Annotated in this window: 24 protein-coding genes; 16 read left to right on the top strand and 8 right to left on the bottom strand. The window is 71.6% G+C overall.

The features are described from left to right. Positions 1-249 precede the first annotated feature (249 nt). Together ACFYOY_RS09895 and ACFYOY_RS09890 are read left to right on the top strand one after the other, a co-directional pair. Complete coding sequence (locus tag ACFYOY_RS09895; RefSeq protein ID WP_388585918.1) at positions 250-1,707, top strand: alkaline phosphatase PhoX; 1,458 nt, start codon at positions 250-252, stop codon at positions 1,705-1,707. An 86-nt stretch (positions 1,708-1,793) separates the two neighbouring features. Beyond that, positions 1,794-2,846, top strand: coding sequence for an LLM class flavin-dependent oxidoreductase (locus ACFYOY_RS09890; RefSeq protein ID WP_351891880.1), 1,053 nt, complete (start codon positions 1,794-1,796; stop codon positions 2,844-2,846). 57 nt (positions 2,847-2,903) lie between these two features. On the opposite strand, the gene ACFYOY_RS09885 is transcribed toward ACFYOY_RS09890, so the two are convergent. From ACFYOY_RS09885 to ACFYOY_RS09875, 3 genes are all read right to left on the bottom strand, one after another. After that, positions 2,904-3,131, bottom strand: coding sequence for a hypothetical protein (locus ACFYOY_RS09885; protein WP_388585915.1), 228 nt, complete (start codon positions 3,129-3,131; stop codon positions 2,904-2,906). 178 nt (positions 3,132-3,309) lie between these two features. Further along, entirely contained in the window at positions 3,310-3,462 is a 153-nt protein-coding gene (locus ACFYOY_RS09880; protein WP_388585912.1) for a hypothetical protein, read from the bottom strand. A 77-nt stretch (positions 3,463-3,539) separates the two neighbouring features. Further along, positions 3,540-4,748, bottom strand: coding sequence for a TerD family protein (locus ACFYOY_RS09875; protein WP_351891873.1), 1,209 nt, complete (start codon positions 4,746-4,748; stop codon positions 3,540-3,542). A gap of 179 nt (positions 4,749-4,927) precedes the next feature. On the opposite strand from ACFYOY_RS09875, the gene ACFYOY_RS09870 reads away from it, so the two are divergent. Together ACFYOY_RS09870 and ACFYOY_RS09865 are read left to right on the top strand one after the other, a co-directional pair. Beyond that, positions 4,928-5,761 (top strand): YwqG family protein, encoded by an 834-nt coding sequence (locus ACFYOY_RS09870; protein WP_351891499.1) that lies wholly within the window; start codon positions 4,928-4,930, stop codon positions 5,759-5,761. Positions 5,762-5,866: 105 nt separating this feature from the next. After that, positions 5,867-6,778, top strand: a complete 912-nt coding sequence (locus tag ACFYOY_RS09865; protein ID WP_351891496.1) for an NAD-dependent epimerase/dehydratase family protein — start codon at positions 5,867-5,869, stop codon at positions 6,776-6,778. On the opposite strand, the gene ACFYOY_RS09860 is transcribed toward ACFYOY_RS09865, so the two are convergent. Next, a complete protein-coding gene (locus ACFYOY_RS09860) occupies positions 6,716-7,654 on the bottom strand; it encodes a DMT family transporter (protein ID WP_351891493.1) in 939 nt (312 codons plus the stop codon). The genes ACFYOY_RS09865 and ACFYOY_RS09860 overlap by 63 nt on opposite strands. Positions 7,655-7,801: 147 nt before the next feature. On the opposite strand from ACFYOY_RS09860, the gene ACFYOY_RS09855 reads away from it, so the two are divergent. Next, positions 7,802-8,380, top strand: a complete 579-nt coding sequence (locus tag ACFYOY_RS09855; RefSeq protein WP_351891488.1) for a TetR/AcrR family transcriptional regulator — start codon at positions 7,802-7,804, stop codon at positions 8,378-8,380. On the opposite strand, the gene ACFYOY_RS09850 is transcribed toward ACFYOY_RS09855, so the two are convergent. Then, positions 8,342-8,866, bottom strand: a complete 525-nt coding sequence (locus ACFYOY_RS09850) for an ATP-binding protein (RefSeq protein WP_351891485.1) — start codon at positions 8,864-8,866, stop codon at positions 8,342-8,344. The two genes, ACFYOY_RS09855 and ACFYOY_RS09850, sit on opposite strands and share 39 nt — an antisense overlap. 137 nt (positions 8,867-9,003) lie before the next feature. Here ACFYOY_RS09850 and ACFYOY_RS09845 point away from each other — a divergent pair, with 137 nt between their 5' ends. The 5 genes from ACFYOY_RS09845 (at position 9,004) to ACFYOY_RS09825 (ending at position 12,786) form a co-directional block, all read left to right on the top strand. Then, the gene (locus ACFYOY_RS09845; RefSeq protein WP_351891480.1) at positions 9,004-9,843 is read left to right on the top strand and encodes a helix-turn-helix transcriptional regulator; all 840 of its coding nucleotides are present in this window, start codon (positions 9,004-9,006) and stop codon (positions 9,841-9,843) included. Then, the gene (locus tag ACFYOY_RS09840) at positions 9,840-10,121 is read left to right on the top strand and encodes a DUF397 domain-containing protein (RefSeq protein WP_351891474.1); all 282 of its coding nucleotides are present in this window, start codon (positions 9,840-9,842) and stop codon (positions 10,119-10,121) included. Before ACFYOY_RS09845 ends, ACFYOY_RS09840 begins: the two co-directional genes overlap by 4 nt. Before the next feature lie 162 nt (positions 10,122-10,283). Then, positions 10,284-10,712 carry a MarR family winged helix-turn-helix transcriptional regulator gene (locus tag ACFYOY_RS09835; RefSeq protein ID WP_388586279.1) on the top strand — a complete coding sequence of 143 codons (429 nt, stop codon included), beginning with the start codon at positions 10,284-10,286 and terminating at the stop codon, positions 10,710-10,712. 125 nt (positions 10,713-10,837) lie between these two features. Next, a complete protein-coding gene (locus tag ACFYOY_RS09830; protein ID WP_388586276.1) occupies positions 10,838-12,223 on the top strand; it encodes an MFS transporter in 1,386 nt (461 codons plus the stop codon). 5 nt (positions 12,224-12,228) lie between these two features. Next, positions 12,229-12,786 carry a cysteine hydrolase gene (locus ACFYOY_RS09825; RefSeq protein ID WP_351891456.1) on the top strand — a complete coding sequence of 186 codons (558 nt, stop codon included), beginning with the start codon at positions 12,229-12,231 and terminating at the stop codon, positions 12,784-12,786. Between the two features lie 632 nt (positions 12,787-13,418). Here the strand turns inward: ACFYOY_RS09825 and ACFYOY_RS09820 are convergent. Together ACFYOY_RS09820 and ACFYOY_RS09815 are read right to left on the bottom strand one after the other, a co-directional pair. Beyond that, entirely contained in the window at positions 13,419-14,180 is a 762-nt protein-coding gene (locus tag ACFYOY_RS09820) for a methyltransferase domain-containing protein (protein WP_351891450.1), read from the bottom strand. 537 nt (positions 14,181-14,717) lie between these two features. Then, a complete protein-coding gene (locus ACFYOY_RS09815; protein ID WP_351891443.1) occupies positions 14,718-15,527 on the bottom strand; it encodes an NAD(P)-dependent oxidoreductase in 810 nt (269 codons plus the stop codon). Between the two features lie 292 nt (positions 15,528-15,819). Here ACFYOY_RS09815 and ACFYOY_RS09810 point away from each other — a divergent pair, with 292 nt between their 5' ends. The 3 genes from ACFYOY_RS09810 to ACFYOY_RS09800 all read left to right on the top strand — a co-directional run bounded on the left by ACFYOY_RS09810 (position 15,820) and on the right by ACFYOY_RS09800 (position 19,361). Further along, on the top strand, positions 15,820-16,773 hold the full coding sequence (locus tag ACFYOY_RS09810; protein ID WP_351891437.1) for a 5-dehydro-4-deoxyglucarate dehydratase: 954 nt from the start codon (positions 15,820-15,822) through the stop codon (positions 16,771-16,773). Further along, the gene (locus ACFYOY_RS09805) at positions 16,770-17,969 is read left to right on the top strand and encodes a hypothetical protein (protein ID WP_351891432.1); all 1,200 of its coding nucleotides are present in this window, start codon (positions 16,770-16,772) and stop codon (positions 17,967-17,969) included. Before ACFYOY_RS09810 ends, ACFYOY_RS09805 begins: the two co-directional genes overlap by 4 nt. Positions 17,970-18,185: 216 nt before the next feature. Then, the gene (locus tag ACFYOY_RS09800; RefSeq protein ID WP_388586273.1) at positions 18,186-19,361 is read left to right on the top strand and encodes an MFS transporter; all 1,176 of its coding nucleotides are present in this window, start codon (positions 18,186-18,188) and stop codon (positions 19,359-19,361) included. Here ACFYOY_RS09800 and ACFYOY_RS09795 read toward each other — a convergent pair. Beyond that, positions 19,312-19,701 (bottom strand): hypothetical protein, encoded by a 390-nt coding sequence (locus ACFYOY_RS09795; RefSeq protein WP_388585904.1) that lies wholly within the window; start codon positions 19,699-19,701, stop codon positions 19,312-19,314. The two genes, ACFYOY_RS09800 and ACFYOY_RS09795, sit on opposite strands and share 50 nt — an antisense overlap. 173 nt (positions 19,702-19,874) lie before the next feature. Here ACFYOY_RS09795 and ACFYOY_RS09790 point away from each other — a divergent pair, with 173 nt between their 5' ends. The 3 genes from ACFYOY_RS09790 (at position 19,875) to araD (ending at position 23,284) form a co-directional block, all read left to right on the top strand. Beyond that, positions 19,875-20,543 (top strand): GntR family transcriptional regulator, encoded by a 669-nt coding sequence (locus ACFYOY_RS09790; protein WP_351891427.1) that lies wholly within the window; start codon positions 19,875-19,877, stop codon positions 20,541-20,543. A gap of 78 nt (positions 20,544-20,621) precedes the next feature. Continuing rightward, positions 20,622-21,524 (top strand): dihydrodipicolinate synthase family protein, encoded by a 903-nt coding sequence (locus ACFYOY_RS09785; RefSeq protein WP_388585901.1) that lies wholly within the window; start codon positions 20,622-20,624, stop codon positions 21,522-21,524. After that, positions 21,521-23,284 (top strand): L-arabinonate dehydratase, encoded by a 1,764-nt coding sequence (gene araD, locus ACFYOY_RS09780; RefSeq protein ID WP_388585898.1) that lies wholly within the window; start codon positions 21,521-21,523, stop codon positions 23,282-23,284. The genes ACFYOY_RS09785 and araD overlap by 4 nt, the downstream gene beginning before the upstream one ends. The last annotated feature ends 38 nt before the right edge of the window (positions 23,285-23,322 follow it).

The following is a 23,322-nucleotide window of genomic DNA, read 5'->3' as shown; positions in this document are numbered from 1 at the left end:
ACGTGCCGCCGGACGTTTCGCCCCCCGTCGCGCCGGAGGCCCCTCGCGGGGCGTCGGCCCCGCAAGGGGCTCGCGGCGTCCCCCGCCCGGAAAGTTGAGCGCTGCCTAGAGCCGTATCGGCCTCCGCGCCGTATAAGGCGTCGGCGGCTATTCGTCCCTTGATGTCGCGCTCCGTTCAACTGATGTTCGGCCTGGGACGGGAACGTATGGCCGCAGTCGGAGGACACCATCCTGCGTTCAGGAGAAGACATGTCGCTCAGCCGAAGAGACTTCGCGAAGCGTTCCGCGTACACCGGGGCAGGGGTCGCCCTGGTCGGAAGCGCGGGAGTGCTCGCCACCGCCCCCGGTGCGCTCGCCGCCGAGGCGGCCGACGCGGGCGCCGCGGGCGCCGCGGGCCACCAAGGTCACGGCGGCGCGTCGCTCGGCTACGGTCCGCTCGTCGAGGACCCCAAGGGCATCCTGGCGCTGCCCAAGGGGTTCCGCTACAAGATCATCACCCGCACCGGTGAGACGAAGCTGGAGACCGGCGAGTCCACCCCGTCCAACCACGACGGCACCGCCACCTTCGAGGGCTCGCGCGGTGCGACGCTGCTGGTCAACAATCACGAGTTGGCCGGCCCCCGCAGCGACTGGCCGCACCCGGTCCCGCTGATCGAGGGGCTCGTCTACGACCCGGCGGCCTCCGGCGGCTGCACCGTCGTCGAGGTCTCCAAGCACGGCGACCATGTCACCGAGTGGGTCGGCATCGCGGGCACCGCCACCAACTGCGCCGGTGGCCGCACCCCCTGGGGCACCTGGCTGACCTGCGAGGAGACCGAGGACAAGGCCGGCCAGAACGGCATGACCAAGGACCACGGCTACGTCTTCGAGGTCGACCCGCACGACCGTAAGGCCAACCGCGACCCGAAGCCGATCAAGGCCCTGGGCCGGTACGCCCACGAGGCCGTCGTCGTGGACCCCAAGCGCGGTCACCTCTACCTCACCGAGGACGCCTCCGGCCCGAACGGCCTCCTCTACCGCTGGGTGCCGCCGCACGGCTTCGAGCACGGCCGCGGCAAGCTCGACCGGCTCAAGGACGACGCGGGCGTGCTCCAGGCGCCCAAGTGCTACGACTCCGGCGGCAACTTCGTGGACGACCTGTCCCGCGCCACCAAGACCGGCACGGTCTACGGCGTGGACTGGGCGCCGGTGCCGGACCGCGACGCGAAGTCCGTGTCGGTGCGCAAGCAGTTCAAGGACGGCGAGATCACCCGGGCGCGCAAGCTCGAGGGCATGTGGTGGGCCGACGGCGGCGCGTACATCGTCTCCTCGTTCGCCCGTGAGGAGAGCCCGGTCCAGCACGACGGCCAGGTCTGGTTCTACGACCCCAAGCGCCGCACCCTCACCCTCAAGGTGCTGCTCGGCGTCAACCCCGACCCGTCCAAGGACGGCGCCTTCGACGGTCCGGACAACATCACCGTCTCGCCGTACGGCGGTCTGGTCATCGCCGAGGACGGCGAGGGCATCCAGCACCTCTTCGGCGCCACCGAGGACGGCCGGACCTACCCGATCGCGCGCAACGACCTGAACATCGCCACGGCGCAGGAGCCGGAGTTCAGCGAGTTCACCGGTGTGGTCTTCTCACCCGACGGATCGACGCTGTACGCCAACATCCAGGTGCCGGGCATCATGCTCGCGATCACCGGGCCCTGGCGCCGCCAGCGCTGACGTAGGTCGATCAGGCCGAAGGCGAAGGCCGGACGGCCGCAAGGCCCGGGGGAATCCTCCCGGCCGGGGGATGCGTTGACGTGAAGGTGACCTCACGTCTGCGCACCACCCCCTTCTCCATCCTGGACCGCTCCCGTACCCGCCAGGGCCGGGAGCGGTCGCAGGCGCTGCGCGACACCGTGCGGTTCGCCCAGCAGGCCGAGGCCCTCGGCTACCACCGCTTCTGGGTCTCCGAGCACCACAGCGTGCCCGGCGTCGCGGGTTCGGCGCCCACGGTGCTGGCGTCCGCCGTCGCGGCGGCGACGGTCCGCATCCGGGTGGGCACGGGCGGGGTCATGCTGCCGAACCACCGCCCGTTGGTCGTGGCGGAGCAGTTCGGGGTGCTCGAATCCCTCTTCCCGGGCCGGATCGACATGGGCCTGGGCCGCTCCGTCGGCTTCACCGACGGCATCCGCCGCGCCCTGGGCACCGAGAAGGACGCCGCGCAGGACTTCGGCGTCCAACTGGACGAGCTGCTCGGCTGGTTCACCGGCGAGCAGGGCGCCCACCCCCAGGTCCACGCCCATCCGGCGGAGGGGCTGCGGCTGCCCGTCTTCGTCCTGGCCACCGGCGCCGGCGCGGATCTGGCGGCGCAGGCCGGGCTGTCCCTGGTGATCGGCGATCTGCGGGGCCGGGACGAGATGCTGCGCGCGATCGACCGCTACCGCGCGGGCTTCCGCCCCTCGGCGTGGTCCTCCGCCCCGTATGTCGTCGTCTCGGGCAATGTCGCGGTCGCCGGCACGGCGCAGGAGGCCCGCAGGCTGCTGCTCCCCGAGGCATGGGCGATGGCCTACTCCCGCACCCACGGCGCCTTCCCGCCGCTGGCCCCGGCTTCGGAGATCGAGGCCCGGGAGATGACCGAGAAGGAGCGCGGCTTCTACGAGCGGGGCCTGCGCGGCCAGTTGTACGGCACGGAGGACGAGGTCGCCGCCGCGCTCGACGAGCTGATCGAGCGCAGCGGCGCCGACGAGGTGCTGGTCACGACGAGCACATACGACCGCGAGGCCCTGCTGGATTCGTACCGGCGCCTGGCCCGCGTGGCGGGGCTGTCCACCGCATCCACAGAGGCAGAGGCCGTTGCCGGTGGGCTCGGGCCTTGACGATGCGTACGCGGCCCTCGCAGAGCATGCGCATGTCCTCGGGATCCGAGGCGAGCATCACCTGTGGGTGAGGGAGTACGCAGTGCGGTGGCGGCCCACCACCGCGTCGATGGCGTTCTGGTGCCCGTGCAGGCCTGCCTCCACGAGGAGATCGATCGCTGCCCGGCCGATGTCCTCGGTGACCGGCTCGACCGTGAGCCGGGACACAAGCCACCGGAAGCGTGCGCTGTTCACTCGGCGGTGGTGAGCTTCCACGAGCGTCAGGACGCTCACCACCACTCTCATGTCTTCTTCTTCTGCTCCACGGATGAGCGCCATGACGTGATGGTCGTTGAGGACAGCCTTGGACAGCCCTTCGCTGTCCAGTACAAGGGTGCCGCCTTGTCCCATCAGGCGGCGGGCTCAGCGGTGGCGGTCTCATCCCCGCGGAGGAGTGCCCGCGCCGCGTCGACCTCGGCACGGCTCAGCGGGCCTGTTCAGCCTCGTACGCCGCGGTCAGCTCGGCGAGGTTGTCCCTTTCGATCTGCCGTTGTACGGCTGCGTCGACGTAGGCGGAGAAGCCGCGCTTGCCGACCCGCGCATGCACGGCCGCGATGTTGCCCGCGTGCAGACTCACCGAGACGTTCGAGGTCGGCCCTCGCCGACTCCGTAGATGGCTTCTGGTCGGCCGCTTTTCGGCGATCCGAGCGATCGTCAGAGGGCCTTGCCGGCGGGCTTGGCCATGCCGCGCACGGTGCGTGAGTCCACGTACTCGCCCATCGCGGTCATCTCCCACTCGCCCGAGAACTGCTTGATCAGCTTCGCCATCATCACGCCCGTGCGCGGCTCGGCGTGGGTGAGGTCGAAGCGGACCAGCTCCTCGCCGGACTGGGCGTCGAGCAGGCGGCAGTACGCCTTGGCCACATCGGTGAACTTCTGGCCGGAGAAGGAGTTGACCGTGAAGACCAGGCCGGTGACCTCGGGCGGGAGGCCGCCGAGGTGGACGGTGATGGACTCGTCGTCGCCTCCGCCCTCACCGGTGAGGTTGTCGCCGGAGTGCTGAATGGCGCCGTTGAGGATGGCCAGCTTGCCGAAGAAGCAGGCGTCGATCTTCTTACGGTCGACACCGAAGGCGATCACGGACGCGTCCAGGTCGATGTCCTTGCCGCGGAAGGCGGGCTCCCAGCCCAGGCCCATCCGCACGGAGCTGAGCAACGGGCGGCCGCCCTTGACCAGCGACACCGTCTGGTTCTTCTGGAGGCTGACGCGGCCCTTGTCCAGATTGATCTTCCCGGTGGCCGGGGCCGGTGCGGCGGCGGGCGGCGAGGCCGGGGCGGCGGCCGGCGGGGCGGTCGGCATGGGCGGCGGGGGCTGGAAACCGGCGGGCGGGCCGCTCGGCGGGGCCGGCGCCTGGGCGGCAGGCGCGGCGGGCTCCTCGACCGACACCCCGAAGTCGGTGGCGATGCCCGCCAGGCCGTTGGCATACCCCTGCCCGACCGCGCGCACCTTCCACGCCCCATTGCGCCGGTAGACCTCCACGATCACCAGCGCGGTCTCGCTGCCCAGCTGTGGCGGGGTGAAGGAGGCGATCACCGCGCCGTCGTCGGCGCCGCGCACGGTGGCGGTCGGCTCGGTGCCCGCGAACGTCGCCCCGGGCGCGTCCAGACTCGCGGTCACCACGATCTTCTCGATGTCGGCGGGGACGGCGGCGGTGTCCACGGTGATGGTGTCGCCCGCGCCCGCCGCACCGGCGCGATGGGTCACTCCGGGTCCGGCGGGCTGGTTGTAGAAGACGAAATCGTCGTCGGAGCGCACCTTGCCGTTGGCGGTGAGCAGCAGGCCCGATACGTCGAGCCGCACCGGAGCGGTGACGTCAACCGCCACGCGCGCGACGGAGAGGGGGAGGTTCGAGCCGGGTGTCATAGCGGTCATGCCCGGGGTAACGAACGTCCCCGCTTTACGGTTCCTTGACCTGCGTCCGACTTCCGTCAAGACCTGCCCCGCCGTGGTGGCCGTGGCCTGCCCTCCCATGGTCGGCCGTGGCCTGCCCCGCCCCGATCGCCCCGGTCCGACTGTCGGTGGCCCCCGCCATCATGGTCCGCATGACGACCGAGCCCGCCGCACTGCACACCCTGGCCCGCACCCACCTGCCCGCCGACCTCGCGGCCCGCTGGACCGGACTGCTGCGCCCGGCCGCCCACCTCCGCCCGGCCGGGACGGCCGATCCGGTCGTCGGCCGGCTCGGCGGGCTGCCCCGGCTGCCCGAGGGCATGGACTGGCCGGTGTGGGAGGAGCACGGCCCGCTGGGCTTCGTCGCGGAACTGGACTGCGCCGCGCTGCCTCGCGAGGAGCTGGACATACCGCTGCCCGCCGACGGCCGCCTGACCTTCTTCTACTACGGCGACGAGGACGACGACGCGCTGGTCGACACCGCCGACCCGGACACCTGGGCCGGTGCCCGCGTGCTCCACCTCCCGCCCGCGTCCGCCGACGCGCCCGAGCGGCCCGCACCGGCCGGTCTCACCCCCTACCCGGAGCTGCCACTGACCGTCCATATGGGCCCGAGCGCCCCCGACTTCGATCTGCCCGCGCTGACCGTCGCGTTCGGCGAGTACGCGTTTCCGGACGCGTTCGAGAGGGCGATATGGGACCACCAGAGCGGTATCGCCCATCAGATCGGCGGCCATGCCCAGTCCGTTCAGGGCGCGGTGGAGATCGTGGTGGCGCATGGCGCGCTGGGCGGGCGGGACGTGTCGTGGGAGGATCCACGGCTCGACGAGGAGGCGGGGCGCTGGGTGCTCCTCGCGCAGTTCGACTCCGACGAGGACGCGGACATGATGTGGGGCGACAGCGGCGCCCTGTACTGGCTGATCCGCCCCGACGACCTCGCCGCGGGCCGCTTCGAGAAGGCCATGTTCACCTGGCAGTGCTGCTGACGGTTTTGCCGCCCCGGCAAAACCCGTTGGGGATCCGTCGGGTGCCGATCGATTCTGCGGGCTGATCCCGTCAGGGAGGCCGACCCTTCAGAAAGGCACCCGCCCATGCATGTCTTCGTCACCGGCGCGAGCGGCTACATCGGCGGCACCGTCGCCGTCCGCCTGCTCCGAGCGGGCCACCACGTCAGTGGGCTGACCCGCGATCCGGCCAAGGCCGGGCAGCTCGCCCGGCTGGGCATCGAGCCGGTGGTGGGTTCGCTCGACGACGCGGGCCTCCTCGCCGCGCGGGCCCGCCGCGCCGACGCCGTGGTCAACGCGGCCGACAGCGACCACCGCGCGGCCGTGGAGACGCTCATCGCCGCCCTGGCCGGATCGGGTAAGGCGCTGATCCACACCAGCGGCTCCAGCACGGTCGGCATCGGCACGGAGGGCGAGGTGTCGGAGGCGGTTCACGACGAGGACGTCCTGGCCCCGGGATCGGCCTGGGAGCCCGACCACCCCGTCCGGGCGGCCCGCGTCGCCATCGACCGCCTGGTGCTCGGCGCGGCCGAGCGGGAGGTGCGGTCGGCTGTGCTGTGCGACAGCCTGATCTACGGGCAGGGGCGGGGCCCGGGCCGGGACAGCGTCCTGATCGCCGCACTGGTCCGGCAGGCCCGCGCCGGTGGAGTCGTCCGCCATGTCGGCCCCGGCCGCAACATCTGGTCCACCGTCCATGTCGACGACGTCGCCGACCTCTATCTCCTCGCGCTGGAGAAGACGCCCCCGGGTGCTTTCTACTTCGTGGAGAACGGTCAGGAGTCGTTCGGCGCGATCGCCGGGGCCATCGCCCGCTCCCTCGGCCTGCCCGGCCCCCGCCCCTGGGACCCCGACGCGCCGGACAACGTCTGGGACGCCCAGTTCGCCCGGCACGCCCTGGGCTCCAACAGCCGCGTACGGGCGCGCCGCGCCCGCGACCTACTCGGCTGGGACCCGCGACACCGCTCGATCACGGACTGGATCCTCCGCGAGCTGCGCTGACCGATCCGGGCGGCGGCGCACGGTGGCGGCCGTCACGCCGATCACGCACACCGCCATGCCCGCGAGGGCGGTCCATCCGGGCGCGTCCCCGAACATCGCGTAGGCCCACACCAGCGTGGTCGGGGGCGTGAGGTAGATCAGCGCGCTGGTGCCGGTGACGCCGTTGCGGCGCAGGCTCAGCCAGTAGAAGCCGTAGCCGCCGACCGTGGAGAGCAGCACCGTCCAGACCACCGCGGCCCAGAAGCCACCGCCCGCCGGGGGCGCGGCATGGCCCCCGACGAGGGCGACCCCGGTGAACAGCACGGCACTGACGAGGCAGTGGAGCGGTATGGCGTCCACGGGGGCGAGCGGCGCCCGCGCCCTGCGTTCGAGGAAGCTCGCGGCCAGCAGCGCCGCCATGGCGGCGAAGGGCAGCCCGTACGCCCAGGCCGGCGCGGCGGCCGGGCCCGCCGACAGATCGCCCTGGACGACGAGCGCGACCCCGCCGAGCCCGATGGCCAGCCCCGCCCACTGGCGCGGGCTGACCGTCTCCCCGAGCAGCCGCCCGGCCAGCGCGCCCGCCGCGAGCGGCTGCAACGCGGCGATCAGCGCGGCGGTGCCGGACGGCACGCCGAGCCCGACCGCCCAGACGATCCCGCCGAGATAGCCGCCCTGCGAGAGCGCCCCGATCGCCGCCTGCTCGGCCAGGGCGCGTGGGCGCAGTCGGCGGCGCCTGAACAGCGCCCAGGCGCCGCCCAGGATCGCCGCCGCCGCGAGGAAGCGCCACATCAGCAGGGTGTCGGCGGCGGCCTCCCGGGTGCCGAACTCCGCTCCGATGAAGCCGGAACTCCACATCACGACGAGGCCGATGGAGGTGACGGCGGCGCTGACGGGCATGGGGATGTCCTCGTTCTGGTGGGGGTCTGGTGTCTGGGCTCTGAGGTCTGGGATCTGCGTCGGGTATACCGATCTGTTTAGTTCCCTCGTCCACTAGACTAAACAGATCGGTATACACGTCAACCCCGACCCGGAGGTGATCACGGCATGGAAGCGCCTACGGGAGTGCTCACCCCCGCCGCGCGCCGCATCCTCGACACCGCGGCCGAGCTGTTCTACGGGCAGGGGATCAACGCGGTCGGCGTGGATCTGATCGCCAAGCGCTCCGGCGTCACCAAGAAGACGCTGTACGACCGCTTCGGCTCCAAGGAGGCCCTGGTCGCCGCGTATCTGCGGGAGCGCGATGAGCGGTGGCGGGCATGGCTCACCGCCGAGGTCGAGAAGTCGCCCCCGGCGGATCGCGCCCTGGCCACGTTCGACGCGCTCGCGCTGTGGGTGGCCCGCGATAACCCCCGCGGCTGCGGTTTCGTGAACGCGGCGGCCGAACTGCCGGACGCCGGGCATCCGGCCCGGCAGGTGATCGCCGACCAGAAGCACTGGCTGCGGGGCTATCTGCGGCGGCTGTGCGAGGAGGCGGGCGTGGCGGCCCCCGGCGAGCTGGCGGACGAACTGCTGCTGCTCCACGAGGGCGCCACGGTGCTGAACGGGCTCTCGGTGGTCGCCGACCCGGTCGCCATCGCGCGTGAGCTAGCCCTGCGGGCGCTGGAGCGGGCCGGAGCGGTCTGACGGTTTGGTCTCGGCCGCGATCTCGGCCCATACGGTCTTCCCGGGCCCGCCGCCGCGCCGGGGCCCGACCGCCCAGCGCTCGGCGAGCCGTGAGACGAGATACAGGCCGCGTCCGGTTTCGGCGTCGGGCGCGGCGTCGGTCGCGGTGGGCGCGGGCCGCCTCTCGGCGCGGGCGTCCGACACCTCGATCCGGATCGTCCCGGCGGTGTCGCCGCCCAGGGGCGCGGTCAGCCGTACGTGGAAGTCCCGCCCCGGGACCCGGCCGTGCCGCACGGCGTTCGCGGCCAGCTCGCTCGCGATCAGGGTCGCGGTCGCGTTGGGGCCGGAATCGTACGGGTAGCCCCACGCGGCGAGTCGGTGCGCCACGAGCCGCCGGGCGAGGCGCGCACCGCGCGGTGTCGAGGTGAACCGCATGGCGAACTCGCCGGGCGCGGGGGTCGGTTGTCCCTGGGCTGTACCTCGTGAGGGGGCATTTTCGGTCGTCATGGGCACGAGCCTTGCGGGGGCGTGCCTAGCCTGACCAGCAAGCGCGTAACTACGGAGCGTGTCTGTAGGAGTGCGGTGGCTTCGGTGTCGGAGTTGTCGACCGTGACCTGTGGTCGGCGCGGCGGAGGTGAGGGGATATGGCGAGTGCGGGACGGCCGGAGTTGCCGGACGGGGAGGATTCCGGGGCGTTCATCAAGAGCTTCGGGCTCCAGATCAAGCTCTTACGGGAGCGCGCCGGGCTCACGCAGGCGGAGTTGGGCTCGCGCGTCGGTTACGGCGCGGACCAGATCGCGGCGGTCGAGCAGGGGCGGCGCATCCCCAAGCCGGAACTGATCGACAAGGCGGATGAGGTGCTGAGCGCCGGGGGGCTGTTGAAGGCGATGAAGGGGGAGGTGGCGAGGGCGCGGTATCCGGCGTTCTTCCGCGACGCGGCGCGGTTGGAGTTGGATGCGATTGAGCTGCATGCTTACGACGCGCTTCTGGTGAACGGCCGATTGCAGACCGAGGAATACGCGCGAGCGGTCTTCACCATGTGGCGGCCGCTGCTGGACGAGGAGACCATCGAGCAACGCGTCGCCGCCCGACTTGCGCGTCAGGAGATCTTCTCCAAGTGGCCCGCGCCGTTGATGAGCTTCGTTGTTGAGGAATCCGTCCTTCAACGGCCGATCGGTGGTAGGCAAGTGCTTCGCGGGCAGCTGGAGCAGTTGCTGCTGATTGGTCAGAAGCGGAACATCGAGATCCAGGTTATGCCTACGGAGCGGGGCGACGATCACGCGGGTTTGGGAGGCTCGTTGACGCTCATCGAGACGGCTGGGCAGCAGCGAGTGGGGTACGTCGAGGTACAGGAAGTCAGCCGTCTCCTGGTTGAGCGGAATATGGTCCGAGCATTGCACGCTCGCTATGGGATTATCCGGGCGCAGGCTCTCCCCCCAAGGGAGTCGCTGGCCTTCATCGAGAAATTGCTAGGGGAAGCATGAGCATCGAAGAGACAGCTGGCGGTATAAACGATCTGACGTGGTTCAAGAGCAGCTACAGCAGTGGGGCGGGCGGCGAGTGCGTAGAGGTCGCCGTGGACTGGCGTAAGAGCAGCTACAGCGCGGGGAATGGCGGCGAATGCGTCGAGGTCGCCTCGTGCCGTCCCGACACCGTGCATGTCCGGGACAGCAAGGGCAGCACCGGTCCGATCCTCACCTTCACCGCCCGTGAGTGGGCCGAGTTCGTGGGGTTCACCGCGAGCGCGAAGACGGACGTCTGACGCACAGCGATCTCTGATGAGGGGCCGTCAGCCTGCTGACGGCCCCTTTGTCGTGCGCCGCTTCGGAGCGGGCCTCATGGGCAGGTCAAACTGTTCAGCTGAAACTGGACAGTCTGGACTGAAGGAATTACCGTGAGGGGCATGGCAGAGACCTCTCGCGGCATGTCCGCGTCCGCCGTGCGCGCCGCGCATGAGATCCGTGTGGTGATCGGCCGGCTGCGGCGGCGGATCAAGGAGACGTACGACAACGAGGAGCTCACGCCCTCCCAGACGTCCGTGCTCAGCAGGCTCAGCAAGGAGGGTCCCGCCTCGGCCAGTGCCCTGGCGGCGGCCGAGCGGGTCCGGCCGCAGTCGATGGCGGCCACGCTCGCCGCGCTGGACGAACGCGGGCTGATCCAACGGCGTCCCGACCCCGATGACGGGCGGCGGCAGCTCGTCTCGGTGAGCGAGACCGGCGGCGCGTTCCTGGACGACAAGCGGCGGGCGGGCGAGGAGTGGCTCACCCGGGCGCTGGAGAGTGGCTACACGGAAGCGGAACGGCAGACCATCCTCGAGGCGCTGGCCCTGCTGGACCGGCTCACCCGCGCATGAGCGCCCCGCTGGACCGCCTCGCCCGCCTCGTGGGGCGACGGGCCACGGCGGACGCGGCCACGGCTGATGCCGACAAGGCGGACGCGGATAAGGGGAACGCCTTCGATCGGAGGCTCCTCGCGCCGATGATGCTGGGTTCGATGCTGAACCCGGTCAACTCCTCGATCATCTCGGTGTCGTTGGTGCCCATCGGCGCCGCGTTCGGGGCGCCGCCGTCGCAGACGGCCTGGCTGGTGTCCGCGCTCTACCTGGCCACCGCGATAGGCCAGCCGGTCGTGGGCCGGATGATCGACCTCTACGGACCGCGCCGCCTCTTCCTCCTCGGGACGACGCTGACCGGGATCGCCGGGCTGATCGGGCTGCTGGCCCCGAACCTGGGCGTACTGATCGTCTCCCGTGTGGTGCTCGGATTCGGCACCTGTGCGGGCTATCCGGCCTCGATGTCCCTCATCCGCAGCGAGGCCCGGCGGACCGGCCGGGACAGCCCCGCCGGAATCCTCGCGGCGCTCGCGGTCGCCAGCCAGACCGTCGCCGTCGTCGGCCCGCCCCTGGGCGGGTTGCTGATCGGGCTCGGCGGCTGGCGCACCACGTTCGCCGTCAACATCCCCCTCGCGGCGGCCGGTCTGGTCCTCGGCGCCCGGCGCCTGCCGAAGGAACGGCGGCCCCCGGCGGAACGCACCGGCGAGCGCGTCCGGCTGGACCTGGCCGGTATGGCGCTGTTCGCCGCCATGCTCGTCTCGCTGCTGCTGTTCCTGATGGAGCCCCGGGCCGACCGCTGGTACCTGCCGGTGCTGATGGCCGTGGCGGCGGCCGGGTTCGCGGCGCGGGAGCTGCGGGCGGCCGAGCCGTTCATCGATCTGCGGGTGTTCGGCGGCAACGCGCCCCTGCTGCTCACCTACGGCCGTGCCCTCCTCACCGCCGTCGTCTCCTACGTCTTTCTGTACGGCTACACCCAGTGGCTCCAGGACGGCCGGGGGCTGACGGCCTCCCAGGCGGGGCTGGCCCAACTGCCGCTCTTCCTCACCGGTATCGCGGTCTCCTCCGCGACCGGCCGCCGCGCCGAGGTGCGCGGCAAGCTCCTGGTGGGCGGTGTGGCACAGGTCGTCGCATGCGTCCTGATACTCCTGCTCCAGCCGCACAGCGCGCTGTGGCTGCTGATCGCCGTCGCGCTCGTCTTCGGCGTACCGCAGGGGCTGAACAACCTCGCCCTGCAGAACGCGGTGTACCACCAGGCCGATCCGGAACGGATGGGCTCCTCGGCGGGTTTGCTCCGTACGTTCTTCTACCTCGGCGCGATGGTCGCCTCCAGCGCCAACGGGGCTTTCTTCGGCGCCCGCGCCGACACCGGCGGGCTGCACGGCCTGGCCTGGTTCATGCTCGCCGTCGCCGGTCTGTTCCTGATGGTGACGGTCGTGGACCGCTCACTGGGGCGCATCGGTCCCGCCGGCGACTCGTCCGATCCCCCGTCCGACTCCTCCTCTCCGCACGAACCCCAACAGCGAAAGGCTTGATGAACATGACCACGCACCACACCGCTCTGCTCGCGATGGACCTCCAAGCGGCCATGGTGGGTCAGGTCCAGGACGCGGACTACCTGCCGCGTGTGCGCCGCGCGATCGACGCCGCCCGCACCGCCGGGATTCCGGTTCTGCACGTCGTGGTGGGCTTCCGGTCCGGCCGTTCCGACATCTCCGACCGCAACAAGGCGTTCGGCGGCCTGCCCGAGGGCGTGTTCCGTCCCGGGGACCCGAACGCGGCCATCCACGCCGATGTCGCGCCCAGGCCCGACGAGGCCGTGATCACCAAGAAGCGGGTCAGCGCGTTCGCCGGAAGCGACCTGGAGCTGGTGCTGCGCTCCGGCGGTATCTCCCACCTCGTCCTCGCCGGGATCGCGACCAGCGGTGTCGTGCTGTCCACACTGCGCCAGGCAGCCGACCTGGACTACCGGCTCACCGTGCTGGCCGACGGCTGCGCCGACTCCGACGAGGAGGTCCACCGGGTGCTCACCGAGAAGGTGTTCCCCCGGCAGGCGGAGGTCACGACGGTGGAGGAGTGGGCCAAGACGGTGAGCTGAGGCGGCGGGGCCGAGTTGTTCGGTAGGCCGTTCGGGCCGAGTTGTTCGGGCTGGGCCGTTCGGGCTGATGGTTCGCGCTGGGCTGTTCGGGGTTGAGCGGCTCGGTCGGGTGCGGCGCCGTCTCGCGCCTTCGGCGCATGTGAGCAGCGGGGCAGGGGGCGCCCGGCCCGGCCCCCGTCGCCGGGCGGCGGGCCGGTGGGGGCGGGGCCCGGTGGCGGCACCGGTGCTCCGGGGCCCGGACCGGTGCCGGGCTGCCGGGCCGCCGAGCTGCACCGGCCCGCCCGGCATCGGGTACCCCCTCTGGAAAACCCTTGACAAATTAGTTGCGTCAGATCAAACAATTTGTGGAGGGGTACCCGGAGAGGCCGGTCGGGCAGTGAGATTGAGAGCCACCGTTCACACAGTGGTGTCAGGCTCGTCGGACCGTTCCGGTGCCGTCACGCCCGTCAGCGAGGTAGGCCGAACGGCGGTATCCATCGACGGGCTGGCGGTGGCACCCCATCGGCAGGTCGGCGGCGACACGGCTTCCGGTGCGGCTGACCGGCGACGTGCTCAGCACCTCACGGTCGGCTTGTTGTCATCACAGCGGCCGCTGGAGAAGTGGCTCTCTACCCACGGCGGTGGGTCCGGTGTCAGGCGGGCTTGCGGGCCTCGATGAGGAACCGAGCGGTGTGCGCGACGAACGGACCCTCGCTCTGGATCTGGTCGTGCAGCTGCCGCAGCCGGTCCCGGTACTGGTCGACGGTGAACCCCGGCACCATCCAGATCACCTTCCGCAGGAAGTAGATCACCGCGCCGACGTCGAAGAACTCGGTGCGCAGGGACTCCGAGCGCAGGTCCTCGACCTCCAGCCCGGCCGCCTCGGCCGCCCAACGGGCGTCGTCGGGGTGCCGCTTGCGGCGCACCTCCTCCGGCTGCGGGCCGAGGAAGTACTCGACCAGCTCGAAGACGCTGGCAGGGCCGACCTGCTGGGAGAAGTACGCGCCTCCCGGCCGGAGCACCCGGGCGATCTCCTCCCACCAGACGGTCACTGGGTGTCGGCTGACCACCAGGTCAAATGCCTCATCGGCGAACGGCAGCGGCGGCTCGTCCTCGTCTGCGACGACCACCACTCCCCGTGGATGCAGCAGCGCGGTGGCCTTGGCGATGTTCGGCTGCCAGGACTCCGTGGCCACCACCAGCGGCGGCAGCTTCGGCACCCCGGCCAGAACCTCCCCGCCGCCGGTCTGGATGTCCAACGCGGCCGAGGCCCGTGCCATCCGCTCACCCATCAGACGCTGGTAGCCCCACGACGGGCGCTGTTCGATGGCCCTCCCCTGCAGCCAGGAGAAGTCCCAGCCCTCCACCGGGGCCGACTCCGCCTCCGCCACCAGATCCTCAAACGTTCCTGTCATACCTGAACCGTCCCAGCTCGGCCCGTGGATCGGCGACCGGATATCGCTGTCCCGGCGCATGCGTCGGCTGCTGCCGCACCCGAGACGCTCTCGAAGTCACCAGGGGTTGCTCGATCACCAGGCTTCCCCTGCACCCAGGTCGCTCGAACGAGTGACATCAGGCGTTGCAGGCATGCCGAGAGCTGAGGCTCCAACCGCCAATTCACAAGGGTGCAAGCGGCTCTCATTTCCGTTGCCCGAGTGGCTCTCGTTCACCCTGTCGAAAACAGGCCGGCTCCGGGTGCATGGAACCCACCGGCCCGCGCTCCGGATCGGACCGCACTTCCCACATCGCTGAGCCGTCACGCCCCCGGCATCCCACCGGCCCGGCGGCCGGCGGCGGAGCCTCGCCCCCCACCCCCCGACCCATGCTCAAAGCCACCTGGCCTCGGTAAGCGGCGCCCCTACGCACACGGGCAGCCCGAAAACCTCGGCACGGCACCAGAACCCCTCAACCCTCAACGCGGCACCAGAAACCCAACGCGGCACCAGAAACCCTCAACGCGGCCAGATGGGCGGGTTGGTGCAGAACGCGCCGCCGAGGTTCTCGTGGTCGGGGTTGCCCGGCTCCAGCTCGCCCTGTTCGGCGATCAGCTTCGCGGCGTACGGCTCGGAGTCGTCCCTCGGCTCGTACCCCAGGGCGCGGGCCGAGGAGAGGTCCCACCACAGGCGGGTGTTGGCCGAGCTGCCGTAGACCGCGGTGTAGCCCACGTTCTCGGCCGTAAGGGCGGCGTGGAGCAGCCGGGCGCCGTCCGCCGGGCTCATCCAGATCGACAGCATGCGGACCGTCGTCGGCTCGGGGAAGCAGGAGCCGATGCGGATGGCGACCGTCTCGATGCCGTACTTGTCCCAGTAGAGCGAGGCCAGGTCCTCACCGAACGACTTCGACAGCCCGTAGAAGGTGTCGGGGCGGCGCGGGGTATCGAGCGGGATGAGCGGGTCGTCACCGACCGGACGCGGGGTGAAGCCCACGGCGTGGTTGCTGGAGGCGAAGACGACGCGGCGGACGCCCGCCTCGCGGGCCGCCTCGTACAGGTTGTAGGTGCCCTCGATATTGGCCCGCAGGATCTTCTCGAATGAGGCTTCCAGGGAGATGCCCGCGAGATGGATGATCGCGTCGACGCCCCGCGCGGCCTCGCGCAGGGCGTCCCGGTCGGACAGATCCGCGGTGATCGCGTCCGGCTCGCCCTCGATGGGGAGCTGGTCGAGGAGCCGCAGCTGGTATCCGTACGGCGGCAGCAGCTCGCGCATCAACGTGCCCATGCCGCCTGCGGCGCCGGTGAGGAGGACGGTGCGGGGAGCGGGCATGGTCGGATCTCCTCCGTGGGGGAATCATGGAGCGGGTTTTTATATGTGGTTTTTATTCATGTATGCGATTTGAATTCATGGCCACCGTAAGGATCGGCGCAGGAGCCGTCAAGGGTGGGGTGGCGCCGTGGAATTCACCGCCGGGTGAGGGGTGTCACCCCGTTGGCACCCTTGACCGGTGACCGATGGCTGCCTTACGGTGAGCGTGTTCACGAATGTAGATGACGATCAGAAACGTGCACACTGCGTCGGTGGGTGACGGCGGGTCGGTGTACACGACAGGGAGAAGCCCGTGACCTCAGCTTCACTCGCCGAGCGCCTTGACGGACTGCTGTTCTTCCCCGTGACCGCCTACGGTCCCGATGGCGCCCTGGACCTGGAGATCTACCGCGCGCATGTCCGCGCCGGGATCGAAGCGGGGGCGGGCGCCGTCTTCGCGTGCTGCGGCACGGGCGAGTTCCACGCCCTGACGCCCGAGGAGTTCCACGACTGCGTCGTGGCCGCCGTGGAGGAGGCCGCCGGGCGGGTCCCGGTGGTCGCGGGCGCCGGGTACGGGACCGCGTTGGCGATCCAGTACGCCAAGCTGGCCGAGCGGGCCGGTGCGGACGGGCTGCTCGCCATGCCGCCGTATCTGGTCGTGGCCGATCAGGAGGGGCTGATCCGCCACTACAGCGCCCTCGCCGGCGCGACCGATCTCGACATCATCGTCTATCAGCGGGACAACGCCGTCCTGGCCCCGGAGTCCGTGGCCCGGCTCGCCAAGGTGCCCGGCATCATCGGCCTCAAGGACGGCCTCGGGGACCTCGACCTGATGCAGCGCATCGTCAGCGCGGTGCGGGCGGGCGCCCCCGACGAGGACTTCCGCTACTTCAACGGCCTGCCGACGGCCGAGCTGACCGGCCTCGCCTACCGCGGGATCGGCGTGACGCTCTACTCCTCCGCCGTCTTCTGCTTCGTTCCCGAGCTCGCCCTCGCCTTCCACAAGGCGCTCATGACGGGCGACGACGAGACCGTCAACAAGCTGCTCGACGGCTTCTACCGGCCGCTGGTCGAGCTCCGCAACCAGGGCCGCGGCTATGCGGTGTCGCTGGTCAAGGCGGGCGTCCGGCTGCGCGGCCTGGACGTGGGCGAGGTGCGGCCGCCGCTGAGCGAGCCCAGCCCCGCTCACGTCAAGGAGCTGGCCGACCTGATCGAGCGCGGTATGGCGCTGGTCGGAGACGGAGACGGGGACGGGGAGGCGCGGTGAGAGCCTCCGCCTTCGTCTACCCCTGGGACGTCGTCGGAGACCCGGACGCCGCGCGCCGCATCGCCGATCTCGGCGTCCAGCAGGTGACGCTGGCCTCCGCCTACCACTCCACCCGGGCCCTGACCCTGCGTCACCCCGACCACCGCATCGTCACCGCCCGCCACGCGGCCGTGCTCTACCCGCCGGACGCCGAGCGGTGGCAGGGGCGGGAGCTGCGCCCGTACGAGCAGTCGTGGGTGCCGGGCGACGACCCGTACGGCGAGGCGGCAGCCGCCCTGGCCGACGCGGGTCTCGAGGTCCACGCCTGGGTGGTGCTCGCGCACAACACCCGGCTGGGCGAGGAGCATCCGCGGATCGCCGTGCGCAACGCCTATGGCGACCGCTACCCGTGGGCGCCGTGTATCGCCCGCCCCGAGGTGCGCGCCTATCTGGTGGACCTGGCCGCCGAGGCGGCCGTACGGCCGGGCACCCGCGGCACCGAGCTGGAGTCCTGCGGCTGGTACGGGCTGGCCCATCTGCACGCCCACGACAAGATCGGCGGGGTGCCGCTGGGCGGCGCCGGCCAGTATCTGATGTCGCTGTGCTTCTGCGAGAGCTGCGGCGCGGGCTATGCGGAACTCGGGGCCGACGCCGAGGAGCTGCGCCAGGCGGTCGTGCGCGCTCTGCGGCCGGTGTGGACGGGCGAGACGACCGCGGACGGCGGTGACCGCGCGGGGGAGTGGGCCGAGGTCGAGAAGCTGCTCGGCGCCGACCACGCCGCCGTCTTCGCGACCTGGCGCAACCGGATCGCCAGCAGTCTGCGGGGTGAGGCCGTGGCCGCCGTAAGGAGCGCGGCGGAAGCGGACTTCCGGGTTCTGCTGCACGCCGACCCGGCCCCGCACCGGCTCGGCGCCAACGTCGGCGTGGACCCGGCCGATGTGCTGGCCCAGGCCGACGGGGTCGTGCTGCCCTGCACAGGGGGCGAGGCAGCGCGCTCCGCGGTCCTGCCTCCCTTCGTCCCGCACCGGACCGAACGGACCGTGCTCGCCGCCAACTTCACGGTGGTGACGGGGATGGGCGGCAGCCCGGCGACGCTGGCCGAGGACGCGGCCCACGCGGTGGAGCTGGGCGCCGACGAACTCCGCCTGTACCACGCGGGTCTGGCCTCGGACCAGGACCTCGCAGCTGTCCGTACGGCCCTCGCCGAGCTGGGCTGAGCCTGGGCCTGGGCCGAGCGGAGCCTGAGGCCGAGCGGAGCCTGAACCGAGCCGAGCTAGCCGATCCGAACCCTGAGACCCGGCCCGGGGCCCGCCCTTGTGGCGGGTTTCCGGGACGGGTCGGCGGATTGTCGGAAGCGCGACACCCCGTGGCATCGCCACGATCGAAGGGTGTCGACGAAACGGACCGCCCCACACCGCAGGGCCATCACGCTGATGTCCCTGGGCCACGCCTGCGTGGACATCTACCAGGGAGCGGTGGCCGCGCTGGTGCCGTTCTTCGTCTCCGAACGGGCCTACAGCTACGCCGCCGCCTCCGGTGTCGTGCTGGCGGCCTCGCTCCTGTCGTCCGTAATACAGCCGCTGTTCGGGGCGCTCACCGACCGGTGGGCCATGCCGTGGCTGCTGCCGGTGAGCACGCTGGTGGGCGGTGCCGGCGTGGCGCTGAGCGGGGTCACCGGCTCCTATGCGCTGACCCTGGTGGTGGTCGCCGTCTCCGGGGTCGGCGTCGCCGCGTACCACCCCGAGTCCGCCCGGGTGGCCCGGCTCGCCAGCCGGGGCAGCCACACGGCGATGAGCTGGTTCTCCCTCGGCGGCAACATCGGTTTCGCCGCCGCGCCGCTCGCGGTCGCCGCCGTCATCGCCACCGGCGGCCTGCGCGCCTCCCCGCTGCTGGCCGTCCCCGCCGTCGCCGGAGCCGCCCTGTGCGCGGCCACGCTACGGGCACTCAGGGCCCCCGGCGTGGCGACCGGGCCCGCGCGGGCGAGCCGTGGGGGAGAGGGAAGGGACGACTGGCCCTCCTTCCTCCGGTTGTCCGGGGCCATCATGTGCCGCTCGATCGTCTTCGTCGGGCTGAGCGCGTTCATCTCGCTGTATGTGCGCGAGCGCGTCGACGGAGGCGAACTGGCAGGTACGGCCGCCCTGTTCGTGCTCTACGTCGGCGGCGCGGCGGGCACGGTGGCCGGAGGCGGACTCGCCGCCCGGTACGGCCGTATCCCGGTCGTCCAGTGGTCCTACGCCCTGACCGTCCTCGCCGTCGCGGGCGTCGTCCTCGTCCCCGGCCCGGCGCTCTACCTCTGCGTGGCGCTCGCCTCGGCCGGGCTGTACGTGCCCTTCTCCCTGCACGTCACGCTCGGCCAGGACTATCTGCCCCGCCGCGTGGGCACCGCGAGCGGCGTCACCCTGGGACTCACCGTCAGCGTCGGCGGCCTCGCGAGCCCCCTCATCGGCGCCCTCGCCGACGCCACGACCCTGCGCACCTCCCTCGCCCCCCTGATCGCCCTCCCCGCCCTGGGCTGGCTCCTCCTGCGCACCCTGCACGAGCCCGCCCTCCCCGAAGCCCTCACCGGCCACCCCCACCCGGCGGAAGCCGAGGCGCCCGAGCGGGCCTAGGGGCGGCAGCCGGTCCTTGGGCCTCGGTGCAGTCGGTCCCGGGCGGCGTCGCCCATCCCGCGTTCCGCATCACCCGCTCCACCGTCTCCGCCAGCGCGCTCGCCACCGGAATCACCGTCTCGCCCCCGCCCGGCAGCAGGTCCAGCGGCCGGTACCAGTCGCGCATCTCCGGCTCGCCGTACTCGTGCGCCTGCGGCTTCGTGGCGTGCCGCCGCAGCGTTTCGGCGAACGGGACGTCGAGGTAGTAGGCGTGGGTGCGGCCCAGGTGGTCGCGGCACAGGGCGTCCAGCACCGGGCCGCGCAGCGCGATCAGCCGCGTCGTCGCGGAACCCGTCCTCATCCGGGCCACGCTAGCGGCGTCGGTGGCGAGTTGCGGGGCGTGTGCGGGCGATTGCCCGCCGTGCGCGCATTTTTGCCAGAACCGTTGACGAACCCCTGGGGCCGCCCTAACTTCATCGCGTCATACTTCATACGTCATATATGAGACGCGATATGTGAGATCTGAGAGCAGCCATGGACATCGCCCCCAGCCCGATCCCCTCCCGCACCCAGTACGTGCTGGAGGCGGTCAAGCACGCGATCCTCACCGGGCGGCTGCGCCCCGGGCAGGCGCTGGTGGAGGCCGAGTTGGCCGCGCAGTTCGGGGTGTCCAAGACGCCTGTACGGGAGGCGCTCAAGACTCTCGCGGGACGGGGGCTCGTGGTGATGAGCGAGTACAAGGGGGCCACCGTCAGGACCGTCGACACCGCGATGGCGCATGCCGTCTACGATGTGCGGCTGCTCCTGGAGCCCGAGGCGCTGCGCCGGACCGTCGCCGCGCGGGCCGGGCTGGAGGCCGCCGGGGCCGCGCTGGAGCGGTCGGACGCGGCCGACGATCCGGCCGGGCGGTCGCTGGCCAACCGAGACTTCCACCGGGCGCTCTATCTGCCCTGCGGCAACCCCCTGCTGACCCGGATGCTCGACGAACTGCGGGACCAGGCCGCGCTGGTGTCGGCCGTCGCCTGGCAGGCGGTGCCCTCCTGGGAGCAGGAGGCCCACGAGCACCGGGAGATCCTGGCCCGCGCGCTCGACGGCGACGCCGACGGGGCGGGCCGCGCCCTGCACGACCACATCTCCTCCTTCGTCCGGCGCGCCTTCCCGGACCCGGAGTCTCCGGACCGGGAGTCCCCGGACCCGGAGTAGCGCCCGGCGGCCCCGGTCGCCGACCCCAGCACCATCCGAACAGCTCGCCCGATGCCGACATCGAGAGAAAGGGTTCGTATGGACTACTCACCGCTGAGGACGGCGCTCGCGGATGTCGTGGCGATCCCGGTGACTCCGTACGACGCCGACGGCGCCGTGGACCGCACCGCCTACCGCGCCCTGCTGCGCCGGCTCCTCGACGGCGGGGTCAAGGCCGTCACCCCGAACGGCAACACCGGGGAGTTCTACGCCCTCACCCTCGAAGAGCGGCGACTGGTCACCGAGCTGACCGTCGAGGAGGCCGCCGGCCGGGCCGCCGTCCTCGTCGGCGTCGGCCATGACGCGGCCACCGCGGTCGAGGCCGCCCGCCACGCCCAAGCCGCCGGGGCCGACATGGTGATGGTCCATCAGCCGGTGCATCCCTACGTAGCCCAGGACGGCTGGATCGACTACCACCGCACCATCGCCGAGGCCGTCCCCGAGCTGGGCGTGGTGCCGTATCTGCGCAATCCGCTCATCGAGGGCGCGGCCATCGCCCGGCTCGGCGAGGAGTGCCCCCAGGTCATCGGGGTCAAGTACGCGGTCCACGACGCCACCCGCTTCGCCGCCGTGGCGCGCGACGCCGGGCTGGACCGGTTCGTCTGGGTGGCCGGGCTCGCCGAGCTGTACGCGCCCTCGTACTGGGCGGTCGGCGCCACCGGCTTCACCTCGGGCCTGGTCAATGTGGCCCCCAACGTCTCGCTCAACATGCTGGGCGCGCTGCGCGCGGGGGACTATCCGGGCGCGATGAAGGTGTGGGAACAGATCCGGCGGTTCGAGGACCTCAGAGCCGAGCGGCAGTCCGCCAACAACGTCACGGTTGTCAAGGAAGCGCTGGCCGCGATGGGTCTGTGCCGCCGCGATGTCCGCGCCCCGAGCAAGCCGCTGCCCGAGCCGAGGCGCGCGGAAGTCGCCGCGATCGTCGAGGGGTGGTCGGTATGAGCGCCCTGCCAAGAGCCGGTACGAGCGCTTCGCCGAGACCGCGCAAGCGCCCCGAGGAACTGCGCAGCCACCAGTGGTACGGCACCGAGGGCCTGCGTTCCTTCAGCCACCGGGCCCGCACCCGCCAGCTCGGCTATCTCCCCGAGGAGCACCTGGGCAAGCCGGTCATCGCGATCCTCAACACCTGGAGCGATATCAACCCCTGCCATATGCACTTGCGCGACCGGGCCCAGGCGGTCAAGCGCGGGGTCTGGCAGGCGGGCGGTTTCCCCCTGGAGTTCCCGGTCTCCACGCTCTCCGAGACCTTCCAGAAGCCCACCCCCATGCTCTACCGCAACCTCCTCGCCATGGAGACCGAGGAGCTCTGCCGCTCCTATCCGGTCGACGGCGCCGTACTGCTGGGCGGCTGCGACAAGTCCACCCCGGCGCTGCTGATGGGCGCGGCCAGCGCCGACCTTCCGGCGGTCTTCGTCCCGGCCGGGCCGATGCTGCCGGGGCACTGGCGCAATGAGGTGCTGGGTTCGGGCACCGACATGTGGAAGTACTGGGACGACAAGCGGGCCGGGCTGATCGGCGACTGCGAGATGTCCGAGCTGGAGCGGGGGCTGGCCCGTTCGCCCGGCCACTGCATGACGATGGGCACCGCCTCCACGCTGACGGCCGCCGCCGAGGCGCTGGGCGTGACCGTGCCCGGCGCCTCGTCCATCCCGGCCGTGGACTCCGGGCACGACCGGATGGCCGCCGCCTCCGGGTTACGCGTGGTCGAGCTGGTCTGGCAGGACCTCAGGCTCTCGGAGATCCTCACCCGGGAGGCATACGAGGACGCGGTCGCGACCGTGCTCGCCCTCGGCGGCTCCACCAACGCGGTGATCCATCTGATCGCCATGGCGGGCCGGTCCGGGGTGCGGCTTACCCTCGACGACTTCGACCGCATCGCCCGCACCGTCCCCGTGCTGGCCGATCTGCGGCCCGGCGGCCGGTATCTGATGGAGGACTTCCACTTCGCCGGCGGGCTCCCGGGCTTCCTCTCCCGGCTGACGGACGTTCTGCACCTGGACCGCCCCACCGTCGCCCACCCCACGCTGCGCGAACAGCTCGACGGCGCCCTGGTGCACAACCCCCGGGTGATCCGGGAGCGGGCCGACCCGCTGGCAGAGGAGGGCGGAGTGGCGGTGCTGCGCGGCAATCTGTGCCCCGACGGCGCGGTCATCAAGCACATCGCGGCCGAGCCCCGGCTGCTGAAACACACCGGCCCCGCCGTGGTCTTCGACGACTACAAGACGATGCAGGCCACCATCAACGACCCCGCCCTCGGCATCACCGAGGACAGTGTGCTGGTGCTGCGCAACGCCGGTCCGCTCGGCGGCCCCGGAATGCCCGAGTACGGGATGCTGCCGATCCCCGACCATCTGCTCAAGCAGGGGGTGCGGGACATGGTGCGGATCTCCGACGCCCGGATGAGCGGCACCAGTTACGGGGCCTGTGTGCTGCACATCGCGCCCGAGTCGTATGTGGGCGGCCCGCTCGCCCTCGTCCGCGACGGCGATCAGATCACCCTCGACGTGGCGGCGCGGGTGCTGCGGCTGGAGGTGGGCGAGGCCGAACTGGCGCGGCGCCGGGCGCGGTGGACCGCCCCGCCGCCCCGCTACGAGCGCGGCTACGGCGCGCTCTACCAGGAGCAGATGACCCAGGCCGACACCGGCTGCGACTTCCGCTTCCTGGCCCGCCCCGGGGCGGTGCCCGAACCCTACGCGGGCTGACGCCTCCTCGGCAGCGTCAAATTTTTTTGTACGAGATA

It is taken from the genome of Streptomyces sp. NPDC007875 (genome assembly GCF_042868035.1).
GTDB lineage: Bacteria > Actinomycetota > Actinomycetes > Streptomycetales > Streptomycetaceae > Streptomyces > Streptomyces antimycoticus.
The sequence above is the reverse complement of the archived record's forward strand: the minus strand, read 5'-3'. Positions and strand labels throughout refer to the sequence as shown.